This window comes from Croceimicrobium hydrocarbonivorans (genome assembly GCF_014524565.1).
Taxonomy (GTDB): Bacteria; Bacteroidota; Bacteroidia; order Flavobacteriales; family Schleiferiaceae; genus Croceimicrobium; species Croceimicrobium hydrocarbonivorans.
The window spans coordinates 1,570,150-1,586,913 of sequence record NZ_CP060139.1 but is presented as its reverse complement, the minus strand read 5'-3'; the positions used below and the strand labels follow the sequence as shown (position 1 = coordinate 1,586,913).

12 protein-coding genes are annotated in these 16,764 nt (G+C 45.3%); 2 read left to right on the top strand and 10 right to left on the bottom strand.

What is annotated here, in order from left to right:
- Positions 1 to 38: 38 nt before the first annotated feature.
- Both H4K34_RS07275 and H4K34_RS07270 read right to left on the bottom strand, forming a co-directional pair.
- Positions 39 to 725, bottom strand: coding sequence for a helix-turn-helix transcriptional regulator (locus H4K34_RS07275; protein WP_210760161.1), 687 nt, complete (start codon positions 723 to 725; stop codon positions 39 to 41).
- Positions 725 to 1,729: a helix-turn-helix domain-containing protein gene (locus H4K34_RS07270; RefSeq protein WP_210760160.1), complete on the bottom strand. Its 1,005-nt coding sequence runs from the start codon at positions 1,727 to 1,729 to the stop codon at positions 725 to 727. The genes H4K34_RS07275 and H4K34_RS07270 overlap by 1 nt, the downstream gene beginning before the upstream one ends.
- Positions 1,730 to 1,957: 228 nt before the next feature.
- Here H4K34_RS07270 and H4K34_RS07265 point away from each other — a divergent pair, with 228 nt between their 5' ends.
- Positions 1,958 to 3,052 carry a hypothetical protein gene (locus H4K34_RS07265; protein ID WP_210760159.1) on the top strand — a complete coding sequence of 365 codons (1,095 nt, stop codon included), beginning with the start codon at positions 1,958 to 1,960 and terminating at the stop codon, positions 3,050 to 3,052.
- A gap of 70 nt (positions 3,053 to 3,122) precedes the next feature.
- Here the strand turns inward: H4K34_RS07265 and H4K34_RS07260 are convergent, their stop codons facing one another.
- From H4K34_RS07260 to H4K34_RS07250, 3 genes are all read right to left on the bottom strand, one after another.
- Positions 3,123 to 3,923, bottom strand: coding sequence for a class I SAM-dependent methyltransferase (locus H4K34_RS07260; protein WP_210760158.1), 801 nt, complete (start codon positions 3,921 to 3,923; stop codon positions 3,123 to 3,125).
- Positions 3,924 to 3,927: 4 nt separating this feature from the next.
- Positions 3,928 to 4,266 carry a zinc ribbon domain-containing protein YjdM gene (locus tag H4K34_RS07255; protein ID WP_210760157.1) on the bottom strand — a complete coding sequence of 113 codons (339 nt, stop codon included), beginning with the start codon at positions 4,264 to 4,266 and terminating at the stop codon, positions 3,928 to 3,930.
- A gap of 104 nt (positions 4,267 to 4,370) precedes the next feature.
- Complete coding sequence (locus tag H4K34_RS07250; protein WP_210760156.1) at positions 4,371 to 6,047, bottom strand: pullulanase X25 domain-containing protein; 1,677 nt, start codon at positions 6,045 to 6,047, stop codon at positions 4,371 to 4,373.
- Positions 6,048 to 6,164: 117 nt separating this feature from the next.
- Here H4K34_RS07250 and H4K34_RS07245 point away from each other — a divergent pair, with 117 nt between their 5' ends.
- Entirely contained in the window at positions 6,165 to 7,997 is a 1,833-nt protein-coding gene (locus tag H4K34_RS07245) for an alpha-amylase family glycosyl hydrolase (RefSeq protein ID WP_210760155.1), read from the top strand.
- A gap of 64 nt (positions 7,998 to 8,061) precedes the next feature.
- On the opposite strand, the gene H4K34_RS18115 is transcribed toward H4K34_RS07245, so the two are convergent.
- From H4K34_RS18115 to H4K34_RS07220, 5 genes are all read right to left on the bottom strand, one after another.
- Positions 8,062 to 9,873 (bottom strand): MFS transporter, encoded by a 1,812-nt coding sequence (locus H4K34_RS18115; RefSeq protein ID WP_246452211.1) that lies wholly within the window; start codon positions 9,871 to 9,873, stop codon positions 8,062 to 8,064.
- Between the two features lie 11 nt (positions 9,874 to 9,884).
- Positions 9,885 to 11,255: an alpha-amylase family glycosyl hydrolase gene (locus H4K34_RS07235; RefSeq protein ID WP_210760154.1), complete on the bottom strand. Its 1,371-nt coding sequence runs from the start codon at positions 11,253 to 11,255 to the stop codon at positions 9,885 to 9,887.
- Between the two features lie 7 nt (positions 11,256 to 11,262).
- Positions 11,263 to 13,590: an alpha-amylase family glycosyl hydrolase gene (locus tag H4K34_RS07230; protein ID WP_210760153.1), complete on the bottom strand. Its 2,328-nt coding sequence runs from the start codon at positions 13,588 to 13,590 to the stop codon at positions 11,263 to 11,265.
- A gap of 132 nt (positions 13,591 to 13,722) precedes the next feature.
- Positions 13,723 to 14,406 carry a formylglycine-generating enzyme family protein gene (locus tag H4K34_RS07225; protein WP_210760152.1) on the bottom strand — a complete coding sequence of 228 codons (684 nt, stop codon included), beginning with the start codon at positions 14,404 to 14,406 and terminating at the stop codon, positions 13,723 to 13,725.
- A gap of 69 nt (positions 14,407 to 14,475) precedes the next feature.
- Positions 14,476 to 16,761: a family 65 glycosyl hydrolase domain-containing protein gene (locus H4K34_RS07220; protein WP_210760151.1), complete on the bottom strand. Its 2,286-nt coding sequence runs from the start codon at positions 16,759 to 16,761 to the stop codon at positions 14,476 to 14,478.
- Between the last annotated feature and the right edge of the window lie 3 nt (positions 16,762 to 16,764).

Here is a 16,764-nt window from a genome sequence, read left to right as displayed (position 1 = left end):
AAAATTCGCGGGGGCCTATGACAACAGTATGTCAGTAGCTATAAATGGGATTCCTGCTTTTTTTGAAAATAGCCTTGTAAAGCGAAGGGTCGTAAGGCAAAGTGCTCGTCTTTATCCAAAATCTCTTGAATTCGATCAACGCGAAATTCCCGTTCTTCCTGGCGCAATCGGCAATGGGCAACCATTACCCAGCTTTCGACGGTGAAATATAGGCCCAGGGGTTCTACATCCCGCTCGCTCCATTTTCCTGCAGAGTCGAGATACTTCAAATGCAGGATTTGATATTCTACTATGGCCTTTTGAATTTTGAGTAATTGAGCTTCTTTCTTATTGCGGGAGGGTAAGGAAGTACCCATTTTTAAGTCCAATTGACCCAGCCTTTCTTTTTGATCCGTAGGCAACAGATTACTCACTTTATCGCTCAGGCTGCTAAAAGCTTCTTTTACGCTTTGGTCGCCATGCCTTTGCAAAAGCGTATTGGCAATTAAAATCGCGAAGGCCTCCATTTCACTCACTTGTAAGGGGGGCAAACGATAACCATCGGCTAAGAAATAGCCTTCACCGGCCTCGGCCCCAATGGGGATGCCCGCTTCTTCCAGCACGCGAAGGTCGCGGTATATGGTGCGGACACTTACCTCAAAGCGCTCGGCCATTTGAGCGGCGGTAAGCACTTTCCGACTTTGCAGCATGGTGAGCAAGGCAATAAGGCGTGGCAAACGTTCCATTATCCGAGTATGCGTGCTTTAGTAGCTTCCAGGTCGGCCTGAAGATGGCTGATAAACTGATAGCGATATTTAGCCGATACACTGCTAATCAGGTTGGCTTTGCGCACCAGACGCTCGTACCAAAGCAGGGTTTTTTGATTCAAGGCCGGATGATCGGAGGTTAGGGTGTGGAAAGTAAGGTGGCCGATAAAGCTGAGGCGGTGCTCACCTACCATCGCTAAGGCACCATTACCGGTTAATTCGATATCACTTTCGTAGAGCTTGTAATTGTCTTTCTCCTTATCCGTGGGAACGCGATCAATAACCTTGGTTCCTTTTTCGGCCATAGTATTGAGTCGGTCTAGCATAATTTGCAAATCCGCAAAAAGGGCTTCATTTACTTCGGGGGAACGAATATGCCCGGCATTATTATAATACTCAATCTGCCTTAAGGTGCTGTTTAGGGTATTGGTGGTCCACAGTTCTATGGACGGGATTTTACAATAGGTATCGTAAATCAGTTTTCCTTTTTCCAGAAAGTAATCCGGGATAAGCTCCGGTTCGAAGATTTTGGTTTGCAGCTCTTCCACCTCTAAAATGGAATGCATCCAATAGAACATTTTAAAGGCGGCAATTTGCGGAGAACCCAAATTGAAAAAGATGGGAATGTCCAAACAGGAATAGTAGAGCCGGGCATCGGGAGCCGCTGCTAAACGATTCAAATTATTGAGGAGCAAATCCAAATACTCGGAAAAACTGCTGAAGCTGGGCTGTAAATCCTGAAAGCTGAAATGGGCATTCTGCTGGGTGGGGTCGGTAAGACCATCGAGACTTAAATTATACTGACGGGCCAGTACCAAGGCTTCTTCTAAGCTAAAGGTGGTTTTACCATTAATTCGACGATAAGCAGAGTCCATACTGATGTCCAGAGCTTCGGCAAGCACCGGAGCCAAAGATTGACCGGGGGGAATAAGCTCCTGCAGGCGGTCAACGAAAAGCATCTGTAAGGTTTGAGATTTTGTCATAATCCTAAAATACGCATAAATCGCAATATTGCACACAACTATTTGCACTTTTCGCAAGTGAGGGGTGCGTCATTCCGATATGCCGCAAGATGTTAACGAAAATTTTTAGTTTCTCATGCCAGGCTTGCGAAAAGTGCCGGATTACTTAGTTAAAGCGGCGTTTCACCGTTTTATCTAAAAGTTATGCACGCATAGCTTTGGTCTCATAATCAATAAAACAATTCGATTATGAAAAAGATGGTTTTAGGTCTGATCACGATTTTCGGACTATTCGGCGCAAGCCTCCAAGCACAACCCAACACAGAAAATTACCGAAGTGTAGCTATAATTAGTGTAGATGCCAGCGGCATTGCCCTCGACAATATTGCCATGGCAAATTTGATTCGATTTGAGCTTGAGAAAGCCCAAAAATTTGAAGTACTGGATAAGTACGATGTAGAAGCCAAAATGAAGGAAAATAAAATAAACCCTAATGAGGCTTTTGGTAAATCGGCCCTAATTGATATTGGAAAGCAAATTGGGGCCGATTTTATGTTGAGCGGTTCCGTTCAACGCTTTGGTTCCAAGATCATTTTCATTTTAAGGATGATTGATGTGCAGAAAGAGCGGATCTCTCGCTCGGATGTCAATGAGTATGTATACGACGAAGATTACCTCCAAATGATGGCTAAGGTGTCTATCGCCAGTCTTCTGGACCTGCCAGGGGACCCCGAATTAAAAGCCAAACTAACTAATGTGGAGAAGCCGGTTATTACCGATGGGCAAACCCTCAGACTTAATGGTCCTCGTTTCGGAATGCAGGTGATTGGGGGCCAGGTTGGTAAACGATTGCAGGAACCGGAGGCTGATGGTGGCTATAACTCGGTTAACTACTCAACTGTATTTGCTTATCAGCATGAAGTGCAGTATGTGAGTTCCGGGCATTTTCAGGCTTTATTGGAAATCATTGGATCTATTAATGCCATTGAAACCAAATATGCCAGTCCCAGTCTAACTCTCCTAAATGGCTTTCGTTATAAAGGCTTCGAAATTGGCTTTGGTCCGGTGTTCCGCTTTAGTCGTACTGCCTATGGTTATTACGACTATGATAAAAAATGGCATATAGGTGAAGTGCCTGAGGGTGCACCCTTCACCAGAATTTTGAATATCGACCGTCGCGGTGATCTGGATTTAACTACCGGATTAATCGTGGCGGTAGGCAAAACCTTCCGCTCTGGTCATATCAACTTCCCCGTTAACATCTACTATTCGCAGGTGCCCACCTTCGACTCCCATGTAGTGGGAATCATGTTAGGATTCAATATCGCCCGCTCAAACAAATAAACCCTGATTAATCTATTCTTTAGATTGGTTGTTCAAGAAAGCGGTGTTCTTCGGTCGAAGAGCGCCGCTTTTATTTTGAGGCCTTGCTCATTTTGAGTGCATAAACCATGGGCATTTTCCCTTCCAATCCTTTGATCTGGTATTTGCCCTTTTCCACTTCCACCAAATTGGCAAAGCAGGCATAAGGCGAATAATCGAATTCCTGAAAGATTTCCAGCTTTAATCCGGCTTTAATGAGGGCGCTAATTACCTCGGCCAAATTATGGTTCCAACTTATTGTTTTGTACTCGATATTGGCTTCCTTATCGGCATAGGTGCCGCTTTCGATCTCTTCGATGCGTTCCCGATTGAAATAGGGATATTCAATTTTTTGAAACTGACTGTCGTACATCCATAACACCGGATGGAATTCTGCAAATATGAATTCTCCCCCGGCTTTAAGATATCTGGCCACAATTTGGGCCCAGCGATCAACATCCGGCAACCAGCCGATAGTTCCATAGGAGCTAAATACCCGATCGAATTGTTCGTCTAAATGCTCCTCCAGACTGTACAGGTCACAGGCAATAAATCGACTGTTTAAACCCAGTTCTTTATTTAAATTATGTGCGGTTGCAATGGCGGCATCCGAGAGATCTACGCCCGTAGTTTTAGCGCCCATTCGAGCTAAACTAAGGGTATCCTGTCCAAAATGGCATTGCAAGTGAAGCAGACTCTTAGCATTAAGATCACCCAAAAGGCCTAGCTCGATTTCATTTAAGGAACTAGCACCGGCCATGAAGTCTTTAAGATTGTAGAATTCAGACTCCAGGTGACTTTCCAGTTTTTGATTCCAGGCTTGGCGGTTGATATCAATGTAATCGTCTGACATCGTCTTAGGCTTTTTTCACAAATTCAGATTTCAGGGCCATTGCTCCGAAGCCGGTGATCTTGCAATCAATATTATGATCGCCTTCCACCAAACGAATGTTTTTCACTTTAGTACCGGCCTTAATTGGTTTTGGAGATCCTTTAACCGGGAGGTTCTTAATTACCACCACATCATCACCATCCTGTAATTGCTGACCATTGGAGTCAATCACGGTAAGTTCATTTTCACGCGCTAAGGCTTCGGGGTCCCATTCATGTCCGCATTCAGGACAGGCAAAAAGATTATCTCCGGTGGAGTAGCCATAGGGAGAATTGCATTCGGGACAGGTTTGGGAGTCGGACATAGCTTGAAATTTGGCGGCAAGTTAGAAATTCCCCAAAGTTCGGGGCATAAAAAAACCCTCTCTGGTTTTATTCAGAGAGGGTCTTAATTAAGCTTATGCTTGGATTATTTCAATACTACTTTTTGAGTAGCAGTAAATCCTGCTTCGTTGCTCACATTAATAATGTAGATACCAGAATTCAATTGAGCGGCATTCCACTCAACTTTACCTTCTACATTGCTCATGTGCTCAACAAGACTTCCGGTTAAGTTGTACACTTTAACTTCGAAGTTACCTTCTGGCAATTCGATGGTAGTGCTTCCGGAGAATGGGTTAGGATACACTTTTAGGCTTGCAACTTCGTTCTCGCGGATGCCAACGGTAGCACAGTCTTCCCATGGAGCACTGTTTACGATAGCATTGCTGCTGGTGCGAACAATGAAGCGGTTATAGTCACCAGTTCCGCTAGGCTCTAAACAAGAGGTGTCACTTGCACTTGCGAAGCTTTCTTCTTGTTGGTTGCCACTACCGTCTTCAATCATGTATTTGAAGGCGATACGACCGGGGCATAACTGTGTAACAGTAGTTTCGAATACACCAGGCTGAGTAGTAGAAGCAGTAAGTTCGATAGCACCACCTTGCCATGATGGAGTGGTGAAGTTACCGATCAGGAATACCTTAACAAAACTGGAAGGTCCATTGGTCATGTCCACCTGGAAAGTTACATCGGCAGGAGGAGGAAGAGGAGAACAAGCTCCGCTGGCCTGACCAAAACAACGTACCGCTAAAGTGGTATCACTAGAGAGTGCAATAATATGATTATTACCACCTTCGTAGTTTGGTGATATACCTGTTTTTCTGATACGGGCTTTGTATTCGAACTCTGGACCAGGAATATTTGGAAGAGTGATATCATAGATTAAGTCACCATCGGAATCATCCATAAAGAATTCAGTGGCACCCCAGCCATTGAAAGGACCAGCGATATCTACAGAGTCGGTAGCAGGGTCAAAATCACAAAGAGCTGCGCTCATATCCACTTGAACTGTGATAGCAAAAGTGTCGGGAATAAAACAAGGCCCACACTGAGCATAGCAAAGAGGACCGAAAACGGTGTCGTTTGCAATGATCAATCGGCGGTTATTATTCACTGCACAAGCAGAAGGAACTCCTTCATCAGAACCCCAGGCAGCACCATTTAAGAACTTGAAGTTCATGGTATCAGTAGTGGGAATGTAGTAGATATAACGATACATAGAATCGTTTAGGATATCATGTAGCAAAGTGGTGCCAGGGCTCCAGCCTTGGAAATCTCCGGCTACACTTACTGTATCAGCAATACTGGCTTCTAAGCTCATATCTAATACCATAGAAACAGCCGACATACCAGCCGGAGCAGCTCCTCCGTACATCACTGCGGCTAAGGTTTCATTTCCAGTTACTTGTACCCAACGGTTGCTGTTACCACCATCAAATCCTAAACCGGCACTTACTTGAGCGGCTGCAGGAATACCCTCGTCATCACCCCAGGCATTTCCGTTAATGAATTTGTACTGGTATAATCCGTCAGGAATGTTCACAGTTACTTCGTAAATGTTGGTAGCACCAACCTGCGAAAGTGCAGTGGCGGCAGGGTCCCAGTTACTGGCGGCACCGGCAGCCATTTGAAAATCACCGGCAATATGAACACCATTGGCACTCACAGTTTGCCCAGTCATGTCTACTTGAAAAGTAACACTTCGCTGAGCCCAGGCTGCACCTGCCATCATCATGGCCAACGCTAGCGTGTAAATTTTCTTCATAACAATTAATTTAAAGTTCCGATTTAGTAAGTGTAAGAATTACATTTATTAGACAAATAAACGAAAAAATATCTTGTTTGCCCTAATATTGTGGGCAAGTTAAAATCACTTTTCTGCATGAAAACTGCTCAAAATCATAGTTTTTGGATTTTCTTATTGTCAACTTTGTGTTTTAGCCTCTTAGGCCAAAGCCATTTTTATCCTCCCCACTGGTTCCGTGGTTTGCAGGAAAGTCAACTAGAAATCATGGTCTATAACCCCAAGGGTTTTGGGGATTCGCCTAAGGTGGAGCTACCATCTGGCCTGCAAGCGAGTTGGCATCAATTAGAGGGAGCGGCTGGTAGTGCCCATTATCTCTTTATCGATTTAGACCTGGCCACTTTTCAAGGTTCCGCTTTCGATATCCGCATTAATGGCAAGAAGTACCAATATCAAATTAAGGAAGCCTCAAGTCATCAGCCCCAGCCTTTAAATCCTGCAGATGCCATTTATCTGATTACCGCCGATCGTTTCGCCAATGGTGATCCGGATAATGACCATCCTAAGGACATGAATGAAAAGAAGTATGGTCGGGAGAACGAATTTGGTCGCCATGGAGGTGATTTACAAGGGGTGATCGATCATCTTGATTACATTCAGGATTTAGGCTATACTGCCACCTGGACCTCGCCGGTAATGACTAATGATGAGTTCAAGGAGAGCTATCACGGTTATGCTATTACCGACCATTATGAGGTGGATCCTCGTTTAGGGAATGCTGAGACCTTTCGTGCCTATGTAGATGAATCCCATAAGCGGGGTATGAAGGTGATTTTAGATGTGGTGTACAATCACAGTGGTTCGCAACATTTCTTAAATCTCGATCCACCGGATTCGGCTTTCTTCCATTACGATATGCGTAAGACGCGCAGTAATTTCCGGGCCGTTAACCGGATGGATCCCCATGTATCTAAAGCCGACCTTAAGAAATTTGGCGAAGGTTGGTTTGACGATCATATGCCGGATATAAATCAGCAGCAGCCGGAGTTTGCCAATTACCTTATTCAAAATTCCCTCTGGTGGGTGCTGGAATATGGTTTGGATGCTTTCCGAATAGACACCTATGCTTATCCCGATCAGGATTTTATGGCGGAGCTGGCTAGAAGAATTAAGTTAGAGCGTCCCAGCTTTTTCATCTTCGGCGAAATTTGGGTGCATTTTCCAGAAGTGCAATCCTACTTCGCTGGTGGTAATCCCTTCAATAAATACAATTCGCAGTTAGATGCTGTCACCGATTTTCAGTTTCGCTATGCCTTAAAAGAAAGTATAGATAATCATCAAAGCTGGACCGGCGGTATCGCCAAGCTTTATTATCGTTTAGCGGCTGATCATATGTACAAGAACCCTTCGAACTTGATCACCTTTATGGATAATCATGATGAGCCGCGCATCTTTGGGGAGCTGCATGAAGATACGGCCAAGATGAAGGTAGCCCTGGGGATTTTATACACCATGCGTGGAATTCCGTGTACCTATTACGGCACCGAAATCTTGATGAAGGAAACCAAAAATCACGGAGTGATTCGCGAAGATTTTCCCGGTGGATTTGCTGGTGATGCCATCAATAAATTCGAAGCTCAGAACCTGCAAGGTAGAGAAGCCGATTTCAATCAGTATCTGCGACAATTATTAAAATGGCGTGCCCAAAGCTCAGCCATTACCCAGGGCTCCTTCTTGCATTTTGTGCCGGAGAACGACGTCTATGTTTACTTCCGAATTGTGGAAGATGAAACTGTGATGGTAGTGGTAAATAGTAATTCGAAGGAAAGCAGAGCGGTAGATCTCAATCGATTCCGTGAAGTGTGGCCAGTTGTAGGTGAAGCCAAGGATGTAATGAGCGGTGAAATAGCCCCGATGGATAGCTTGGAGATGCCGGCCATGTCGATCCGGATTTTCAGCCGTAAGCCTTAAAAAATCGCAAAAGCACAGAGAAGTGAATTCCTTCGCTTCTCTGTACCAATGCGACAACTCCTGTTTAGTTGGTACTTTTCTTTAGGGCGTCTTCTTCCCTGAGTTTAATGATTTCCGCTTCCCCGAATAAGGGTTCCTTAATACGTAGGGTTAGCAAGGCGGCAATTACAAATAGTACTCCACCAAAGGCCAAATAGTAAATCGCGTAATTGTTAAAGAAGGCGTGTACGATAGGTCCGCCAACTAAGGCATTTACAATTTGGGGGATTACAATAAAGAAGTTGAAGATACCCATATACACTCCCATTTTGGCGGGAGGTAGGCTATCGATGAGTAGGGCATAAGGCATGGTTAAAATACTGGCCCAGGCAAAACCGATTCCGATCATGGGGATCAGCAAATAAGTGGGGTCATGAATAAAGAGCATCGAAATCAAGCCCAAACCACCTGCCAATAAGGAAATGATATGTACAAATTTACGGCTGGTACGGGCGGCGATAAAGGTGATTAAAAAGGCAAAGAGGGTTGCGATGGCATTGTAAGTTCCAAAAAGAACTCCGGTCCAGTCACCACCTAATTCATGTTGCACCTTAACTCGCTTATAAACAAGACTGGTTTTTAAATCTTGATTAAAGCTGAATGAGCTTTCATCCAATAAATAGCCAAGGATTTCAGAATCTCGCAAAAGCTCTGCTGAAGTTTTGGTTTCTATTTCACTAGCGAAATTTCCCGGTTTGCTGTATAAGGCTTCCAGAGCACTTTCCTCAAGTTCTTGATCCGAAACAAAAAAGCTATTGGCGAAAAGTCCAGCTTGGCTCGAGTTGACAAAGTAAAGACCCTCATTAGCTTCAATGTTTTTAAAGCTTTCGATCAATTTAGCTTGATCCTCGGCCTCCTTTTCATCAGCGGGAATAGGCAGAGATTCTAGTTTGTTAAGCGCTAATTGATAGGCCTCTTTATCTACTTCTACCTCATAGGCGTTTTGCGAAATAGCCACGGTGGTAAATACCCACATTGTGAAAAGAGCAAACCAAGAGAAGAATTGCACCAAACCCAATCTGCGCATGCGCTTGGGCATTTTCCAGGCATCTTTAAAAATATCACTCATCGGTGATTTCTCAAGGCCTTCGCTGTCTTCAATTCCTTGAAAGCGTGCAAAATCCTCGGGAGGATATTCCTTGGTAGTGATGATGGTGTACAGAATGGTGCCCATCAGGATTATTGCACCTATATAGAAAGACCAGACCACATTCATGGCAACATCACCTCCCTCCGGGGTATTAGAAACGCCAAACCAATTGCTGAGGATATAAGGTAAGAAGGAACCTAAAATGGCACCCAATCCGATCAATATCGTTTGTACGCTAAAGCCCAGTGTACCCTGACTTTTGGGGAGCATATCTCCCACCAGGGCCCTAAAGGGTTCCATCGAAATATTAAAGGAGACATCCATTAAGGCTAAAAAGCCAATGCCAATCCAGAGGATGGCCGAAATGCCCATGAAGTCAACCGCCGACATGCCTTCGCCGGCAATGATATTCGAATTGGGTAAAAAGATTAATCCCAGGGAAGCAAGCAAGGCCCCGATGAGGAAATAGGGCTTACGTCGGCCTAATTTGCCCCAGGTATTATCGCCCATATGCCCAATAATAGGCTGAACGATTAATCCCGTTAAAGGGGCTACAATCCAAAACCAACTTAAATGGTGAACATCCGCACCATAATTAGCCAGAATACGGCTGGCATTACCATTTTGTAAACCAAAGCCCATCTGGATTCCCATAAAACCCATGCTGAGGTTTATGATGGATCCCAGGCCTAATTTGGGCTTTTCAGCTCCTCCTCCGCTCGAAGTATTTTGACTTGCTACACTCATGAGATTGGAGCTTAATTATTTACAAGAATCAGGAAGTCGTGAGCTTTCAGGCTATGTGCCTTTGAGGCATCCACACTTTTGCCATTCATGTAGTTTTTCAAGTTGCCAGCATCAGAAGCTAATTGGATATCCGCAGCTTCATCACCAAAGTTCATGTAGAAAATAACGTGTTCTTCACCCTTGCTACGGCCATAGGCATATACATTGGGATTATCCGTTTCAATAATCTCTAGCTCACCTTGCTCCGCGCCATTGATTAAGGCAGGATGACTGGCTTTTAAGGCTAAAACTTTTTGGTAGAAGGGATACTGACTTTCGTCGCTCCAATTAATAGTGTCTTTCTCAAAGAAGGCCAAACGCTTGTTTAAGCCAGCTTCCTGTCCGCTGTAAACCAAGGGCATGGAACGTTTCATTCCTGCACAAAGCACGAAGTAATTATGCACATTAGCACCCATGCGCTCGTAAGCAGTACCATTCCAGCTGTTCTCATCGTGATTGGTCACGAAATTCATACGGAGGTCTTCAGGGGCATAAATGCTGTCTTCTTTACTGAGGTAATTGTTGAAATGGCTAAAGTCCATCTCACCTTTGGCAATCTCATTCATGATGTGATGCATCTCCCAACCATAGGTCATGTCGAAAGCGCTGTGGAACTCAGGTCCTTCGGCTTCAGCCAACATAAACACCGGCTTGAGTGAATCCAGTGCCTGGCGACTTTCATTCCAAAATTCCATTGGCACCATCATGGCAACGTCGCAACGGAAGCCATCTACATCCGCTTCTTTCACCCAAAATTGCATGGATTCTTTCATGGCGGCCCAAAGGCCCTTCTCATCATAATTTAAATCGGCCACATCACTCCAATCGGCAACGGGCGGAATAATGGCTCCGGTAGAGTCATGGGTGTACCATTCGGGATGCGATTGCGTCCAGGGATGATCGAAGGCGGTATGATTCGCTACCCAGTCCAGAATAACTTTCATATCCCGGGCGTGCGCTTCATTTACCAAAGCTTTGAAATCTTCCAGAGTACCGAAATTGGGGTTTACCGCGGTATAGTCTGAGATCGAATAGTAGCTTCCTAAACCACCTTTGCGATTTTCTTTACCGATGGGCTGCACGGGCATAATCCAAAGCACTTTAATCCCCAATTCTTTTAAGCGATCGAGATGCTCGCTAAAAGCATTAATGGTTCCCTCAGGAGTATACTGGCGGATGTTTACCTCGTAAATGCTGGCATGTTCAGCCCAAGCTGGGGTCGTTTTGCCCTCGCTTTTGGTGGTATTTGTGTTAGCAGTAGTGCTCTCCTCGCTGGGGGCCGGAGTATTTTGACAGGAAGCCAAAAAGCTGGCGGCCAATAATAGGCTAGTAATCTTCTTCATAGTAGGTTTAATAGTTGGCTAATATTTGATAGGATAATCCCTTGATTGGAGCCAAGCCGGCTCGTTCTAAATTGTCTTCTACCAGTCCATTTCGAACGGTGTTTAAGCTGCGTTTCACTTCCATTTCAAATGGGAGCTCCAGGGCTTGTTGTTCTTCAGAGAGGTTAAATACGAAGGCGATGCTTTGCTCAAAATAATCGCGACGGATAATTAATAAAGGTCCTTCTACATAGCAGGTAGTTTGACCGTAAAGCAAGGCCATTTCTTCACTGCGCAGTTTGTTAAGCTCCGCCACCTGGGCAAAAAGCAGACTTTCATTTTTATTCCAATCCTCAAAAACCATCATACGACGGTTATCCGGATCATTGGCACCGGGCAGCCCAATTTCATCACCATAATAAATACAGGGAATACCGGGAACACTGTAGTTAAAGGCGTGGAGCATTGCCAGTCGTTTGTAGGCTTTAGGGCCAGCTTCGGGAATTTCGCGATCCCAGCCTGCAAGCTTGGCATCTTCATCAAAACGCACATCGCCATTGGCATAGGAGATAAAGCGCGCCCGATCTTGATTACCAGAAATATTGCCCATTAAATGATGGTAGCCGTAGGTGCTTAATCCGGCTTCGAGTACTGATTTTAAGTTGGCCAGGTTTTCACTGAGGGCAAAAGTATTTACGGCCGCATCGTAGAGATTAAAATCGAATTGGGCATCCAACATCCCGGTAGAGATATAGCTGTTTATCAAGCCTGGACTGCCATAGGTTTCGCCAATTTGATACACGGGCTCCGAGCGCAATTTGCGAATGCGATAGGTAAGGGTACGCCAATATAGCTCGTCGATGTGTTTGGTCGCATCATGGCGGAAGCCGTCTAATTCATAGTTCTTTAACCAAAAGAGGGCCGAGTCTACCATAGGGTCTACTACCTCATAGCGGCGCAAATCTAGAGTGGGCAGATGATCATCAAACCAGGTGGTCAACCTTTGCTCATCCCATTTTTCGGTGTTCTTGGTGCCATCCGGCAGATAAAGCGGGGTGGCCCAATCTTTATGTTGCTGATAAATGGGGTGATTGATATGCACATGATTGGCAACGTAATCCAAGATCACATTGAAATTATGGGAATGCGCATCCGAAATGAGAGAAGTGAATTCTTGAGCATTGCCAAAACGATAATCAATACGAATATTGCTGATCGGCCAATAGCCGTGATAACCAGAAAACTTGCTCTTTACCTTGCCCTTATTCCAATAACCCCAGGCATCAGTTGGGTTTTGCATGATGGGAGAAATCCAAATACTGTTTACCCCTAAGCGATCGAAATACTGAGCGTCAATCTGCTGTTGGATACCCATTAGATCACCGCCGTAATAATTGGCTTGGGGCTGAATACTGGTGTCTTGTACCGGCTCATCGTTGGCCGTGTCGCCATTGGCAAAACGGTCTACCATAATAAAGTACATGCTGGCGCTATGCCAATCGTGGCGATCCAGTTGAGAGGCATAACGTACCACCTTTCCATATTCCAAGGGAATCAATTGATCTTTACCGCGGTTCTCACCCAAGAAATGATAGATGCGGATATACGAACGCTTTTGTCTTTTCGCGTCTTCGGGCACACGAATAATACAGGTGGGAGGTAAATTCTTCTTGCAAATCACTTCCAAGCGACGGTTGTTCCAAAGGGCTACTAAATGACCGGCAGGATTTTGATGCTGCACTTCCAGAACATCACCGTTTTCCTTGATTTGAAATTCAGCCGGCTGGATGGAATCTCCCTCTACAATCAAAATATTATTGAAACTCCCCATGCCATTGCTTACGGTCTGTTCCACCAAGGGGTCAAGAACTTCGGTGCCATCTACATAGAGTTTGTACTCATAGCGACCCGGTTCCAATTGCAAGCTCTTAGAATAAACCCCGCGGTGGTAATCCATCGGCTCCGAAGCCCGGTTCCAATTATTAAAGGTGCCTATGAGGTGCACTTCCTTGTCTTTACCAATATCATCACGATCATAGGTAAAATTGATTTCCTTGGCCGCGGATTTAATTAAAACCAAATGCTCAGTTCCCTTGCGGTGACTGATCTCAACGGTGCTGATTTTTTGATGCGGATTACCCACCAGGAGCAATTGATCAGCATCGGTACTGATATTCGCTAAACCTTCGGGTAAAACAATATTTTCGGCTTTCAGGTCCGCCAGATAATCTCGAAGAATAATTCGAGTCGTATCGGGCTGTAGATAGATGGGGGTATAGAGCCCGCCTAATGCCACCTGGGCCTGACTGGACATGCCAATCAGCAGGGCAAAAACTAGGATAAACGTTCTTCTCATAGTAGGTCCTTGAGAACAAATATAAACAACTGTGTAAAATGTACACTTATAAAATAAGACTCTAGAAAGGTAAGGGGATTAATTCCAATGCTGGCAAAGCAAAAGCCTTCTTTTTCAGGCTTTAATCCAGGCTTATAAATTTTGAGCGATGCGGAAGCCTAAATCATCGATCTTAAAACTATGAGGATGACTGCGCCTGCGATTCGTAGCTAAAATGCCACGCTCCGGGTCGCACCAACCACCACCTCTTATAATGCGGTAGCTGCCATAGACCTCCTCATCGTACAAATCGCTGCACCATTCCCAAACATTACCCAGCATATCATAGAGGCCCCAAGCATTGGGCTCTTTAAGGCCTACAGGCTGACTTTGCCCTTGGGAATTTTCCTTAAACCAAGCGATATCATCGATGGGGCCATAGCGCAATTCGGTGCTTCCGGCTTGGCAGGCATATTGCCATTCGGCTTCCGAGGCTAAGCGGTATCCATTGGCTTTCGCCTGATAAGTCACCATTTTGTTTTCGTCGATGCTATAGCAGGGGGAGAGTTCCATTTGCCTGGATAGGGCATTGCAGAATTGAATCGCCTCCCACCAGCTTACATTTTCTACCGGCCTCTGAGGATCGACAAATTGAGCAGGGTTTTCCCCCATAATAGCCTGATAGAGTTCCTGACTAACTACGGTTTTAGCTAAGCGAAATGCATTGATTTCTACCTCCCAGTTTTTCTGGATACGATCATCACGCAGGGCGATGCTGCCAGCGGGAATGGGTAGCATTAAAGCATCAAGCTCAGTACGGAGTGCAGACTTGTTCATTGGGATACCAAAGAAAACAAAAACAGCCCTGAAATCTCAGGGCTGCTTCTAAGCTTTTTCAGCGTTATTTTACAGGCTGATGGTTTCGCCATGCACTACCACTTCAACCGAATCGCCACTAAGCTTTTCGATTGCGTGATCTTGGCTGCTGAGGCGTATTTTCAATACGGAATTGCGGAAGTTGATTTTAAAGGCCAGAGATTTCCAATGCTCGGGTAAGCGTGGATTAAAATGCAATTGTCCATTGCGAACCCGCATGCCACCAAATCCTTCTACAACACTCATCCAGGTCCCTGCCATGGAAGTGATGTGCAAGCCTTCATGAACTTCGCGATTGTAATCGTCAAGATCCAGGCGTGAGGTACGTAAGTACATTTCGTAAGCCTTGTCCATTTTCCCTAAATAGGCCGCTTGAACAACATGTACACAAGGCGAAAGCGAACTTTCGTGAACGGTACGTGGCTCGTAGAAATCGAAATTGCGTTCTAATTCCTCTTTGCTAAAATGATCTTCAAAGAAGTAGAATCCTTGTAATACATCTGCTTGCTTGATAAAGCATGAACGCAGAATGCGATCCCAGCTCCAGTGTTGGTTTATGGGACGTTCGCTCAGCTCCAAATCATCGGCCATGCGTTGTTCTTTGTCCAGATAGCCTTCTTGTTGCAATACAATGCCCAACTCCTCATTTACGGGGAAGTATACATTGCTGCTTATCTCTTGCCATTGCTTCAATTCGCCTTCAGCATTAAAGCCGGTTTTGGCCACAATTCTTTGCAAGGCGGCGGGGTCCATTTCAGCTACTCGGGCATAAACTTCGGCCGCATATTCAATACACCATTTCGCCAAGTAATTGGTGTACCAGTTGTTGTTTACGTTGTTCTCGTACTCATTAGGACCGGTTACACCCAGCATCACATATTGCTTTTTGCTTTCGCTCCAATTAAAGCGCTGGGCCCAGAAACGGGCAATGGCCATCAGTACCTCCAGGCCATATTCTGCCAGGTAGGCCTCATCGCCGAAATAGCGTACATAGTTGTAAATCCCAAAGGCAATGGCACCATTACGATGAATTTCCTCGAAGGTGATTTCCCATTCATTATGGCATTCTTCACCATTCATGGTTACCATGGGGTAAAGAGCAGCACCATTGCTAAAGCCGAGCTTGGCGGCATTTTCGATGGCCTTTTCCAAATGATTGTAGCGGTATACCAAAAGGTTGCGCGCTACCTCTTTTCCGGCCGAAGCCATATAGAAGGGCAGGCAGTAGGCCTCGGTATCCCAGTAAGTGGAGCCACCGTATTTTTCGCCGGTAAAGCCTTTAGGCCCGATGTTTAAGCGGGCATCTTCGCCGGTATAAGTTTGGCTAAGGTGGAAGATATTGAAGCGAATTCCCTGTTGGGCTTCGGCATCACCTTCAATGCTGATATCGCTTTGTTCCCAGCGTTGTTGCCAATCGGCTTTTTGCTCTGCCCATAAGGTTTTGAAACCATCACGACGGGCCTGAGAGGCTAATTCATCCGCCTTAGCTACCAAAGAATCTTTAGGGTAGTGGAATGAGGAACAGATGGCGGCGTATTTGTACAAGCTGTATTTCTCGCCGGCTTTCGCCTGAAGGGTAAAAGCGTTTTCTGCGTATTTGTCACGAGTGCTTTCTTCGGGATAAAGAGGTAGGGGCGCACTTTCATTATGATAGAGCTCATAGCGCATAGCGGCAGCTACTTGAAAATCGAGTTTGCGGGTGCGGGCTTTAATCACCGCTTTTTGAGTGGCCACATTTTCTTCAAGGCCTTCCCAGAATTTCTCGTCGTAATTCGAATCGTGGTTCTCTACATCAAAATCGAGGTAGGGGATAATTTCCACTGGTACATCGCCACCTTTAATTTTAAACTGGTAGCTAATTGCTCCAATTTCTTTGCGCTTCATGCTGATAAAGCGACAAACCTCGGCTTCGAATGTTAGGCCTTCGCGGATTTCTACTTTGAAACGACGCAGGAGATGTCCCTCCTTCATATTGAGCTCGCGGTAAAAATCCAGCACTTTTAGCTGGGCTAAGTCGAGCTCTACGCCATCCACGCGAAAGCGAATGCCAATCCAATTTACGGAGTTCAGCACCTTGGCAAAGTATTCCGGATAACCGTTTTTCCACCAACCCACTCGCGTTTTATCGGGATAGTAAACCCCACCTAAGTAGCTACCCTGCAGACTTTGTCCGCTATAGCTCTCTTCGAAGTTAGCTCTTTGGCCCATAAAGCCGTTGCCAATACTAAACAGCGACTCGGAACCTTGGTGTAAACTTGGATTCCATCGATCTTCGATGATCTTCCATTCGTCGGTTACCAGGTACTTATTATGCATGTG